This window comes from Roseburia sp. AF02-12 (genome assembly GCF_003461765.1).
In the GTDB taxonomy this organism is placed as follows: Bacteria; Bacillota; Clostridia; order Lachnospirales; family Lachnospiraceae; genus Roseburia_C; species Roseburia_C amylophila.
In genome coordinates this window covers 1,564,167-1,566,462 of record NZ_QTXS01000001.1, presented here as the reverse complement: position 1 = coordinate 1,566,462, position 2,296 = coordinate 1,564,167, and the positions used below count along the sequence as shown (strand labels likewise).

Here is a 2,296-nt window from a genome sequence, read left to right as displayed (position 1 = left end):
CTCCTTTCTAAGGAAATCGAGTAAAGATTATTTCGCTGTTGAGTTATCAAAGATAACTGAATAGTACTTGACTACTAAGTTCGAACTTCGTAAGAACTCGTTCTCACTAAGGGTCAAGTATGTATCGCACGTAAGACGCTAACTGCATTACATTTGTTACCGTCTAAGTGCTCATAACAATTCTGGTGGCGATGCGCTTAGGGGAAACACCCGTCCACATCCCGAACACGATGTCGATGGTACTACGCTGGAGACGGCATGGGAGAGTAGGTGGCTGCCAGATTAAATGAGGGCTTATAGCTCAGCTGGTTAGAGCGCACGCCTGATAAGCGTGAGGTCGGTGGTTCGAGTCCACTTAAGCCCATTGATTCGAAAGAGTCTATAATTAAATAGGAATCATCCTATATGGGGGTGTAGCTCAGTTGGGAGAGCACCTGCCTTGCAAGCAGGGGGTCAAGAGTTCGAATCTCTCCATCTCCATTCGGATACGAAAGTATCCATAACGTACCTTGAAAACTTCATACAGAATTGATGATAAGACTATCATTTTAGAATTGATAGACCTAAGATATGAAAAAATCCGAGAAACAAACCGATTCAAAAGAATCAACAAACACAAGCGTCATAACGCTATACGACGGGAGCATTAGTGTATACTAAGTGCTCGTAACAAGGTCAAGCGAAGAAGAGCGCAGGGTGGATGCCTTGGCACTAAGAGCCGATGAAAGACGTGATAAGCTGCGAAAAGTCACGGGGAGGAGCAAATATCCATTGATCCGTGAATATCTGAATGGGGAAACCCACATGAGAATACCTCATGTATCCATACGCCAATCCATAACGTATGGAAGGGAACCCGGTGAACTGAAACATCTAAGTAGCCGGAGGAAGAGAAAGAAAAATCGATTTCCAAAGTAGCGGCGAGCGAAATGGAAAGAGCCCAAACCGGAGTGCGTGCATTCCGGGGTTCGGACCGCATAATTGATTCAGCAATTCCAGCAGAACTGTTTTGGGAAAGCAGACCAGAGAGGGTGAAAGTCCCGTAAGCGAAAGAAGAGCTGACATGGCGGTATCCAGAGTACATCGAGACACGAGAAACCTTGATGGAATAAGCGGGGACCACCCCGTAAGGCTAAATACTACTTAGTGACCGATAGCGCATAGTACTGTGAAGGAAAGGTGAAAAGGACCCCGGGAGGGGAGTGAAAGAGAACCTGAAACCCTGTGTTTACAAGCTGTGGAAGCACTTTATATGTGCGACCGCGTACTTTTTGTAGAACGGTCCGGCGAGTTACGCTTACTGGCGAGGTTAAGGACTTAAGGTCCGGAGCCGAAGGGAAACCAAGTCTTAACAGGGCGAGTTTAGTCAGTAGGAGTAGACCCGAAACCGGGTGATCTATCCATGTCCAGGTTGAAGATGCCGTAAAAGGCGTTGGAGGACCGAACCCACATCCGTTGAAAAGGGTGGGGATGAGGTGTGGATAGGGGAGAAATTCCAATCGAACCCGGAGATAGCTGGTTCTCCTCGAAATAGCTTTAGGGCTAGCCTCGTTTTAGTCTTGTGGAGGTAGAGCACTGAATTTCCGCGGGGGCGTCAAAGCTTACCAAAGAATATCAAACTCCGAATGCCATTAAGATGATGAACGGGAGTCAGACTGTACGAGATAAGTTGGACAGTCAAAAGGGAAAGAGCCCAGACCACCAGCTAAGGTCCCAAAGTGTGTGTTAAGTGGAAAAGGATGTGGGGATTCAAAGACAACTAGGATGTTGGCTCAGAAGCAGCCATTCATTCAAAGAGTGCGTAACAGCTCACTAGTCGAGAGTCCCTGCGCCGAAAATGTCCGGGGCTGAAACACAACACCGAAGCTGTGGAATCATACCTAGTATGATTGGTAGAGGAGCATTCTTAAGACCGACGAAGCTGTACCGATAAGGAGCAGTGGAGGGATAAGAAGAGAGAATGCCGGAATGAGTAGCGAGAGGAAGGTGAGAATCCTTCCGGCCGAATATCCAAGGATTCCAGGGTAAAGCTGATCTGCCCTGGGTAAGTCGGGACCTAAGGAGAGGCCGAGAGGCGTATCCGATGGACAACAGGTTTAGATTCCTGTACCACATATGGTCAGAACTGTGGGGACGCAGAAGGAAAGCATGAGCCAGGAATGGAAAGACTGGTACAAGCAGAGGGGATGGTGTGCTGGCAAATCCGCACACGAAAGTCCTTGCTGTGATGTGGAGCGAACCAAAGTAGCGAAGCATGCGGACCGGCTGCCGAGAAAAGCCGCTATTGTGCCATATG

2 tRNA genes and 1 rRNA gene (1 of these 3 running past the window's edge) are annotated in these 2,296 nt (G+C 48.1%); all 3 read left to right on the top strand.

The annotated features are described in order from the left end of the window. The first annotated feature begins 290 nt into the window (after nucleotides 1-290). Nucleotides 291-364: transfer RNA gene (locus DV740_RS07700), tRNA-Ile, on the top strand. A gap of 43 nt (nucleotides 365-407) precedes the next feature. Then, a tRNA-Ala gene (locus DV740_RS07695) sits at nucleotides 408-480 on the top strand. Nucleotides 481-673: 193 nt separating this feature from the next. Beyond that, a 23S ribosomal RNA gene (locus DV740_RS14960) occupies nucleotides 674-2,296 on the top strand; it runs 1,395 nt beyond the window's last position.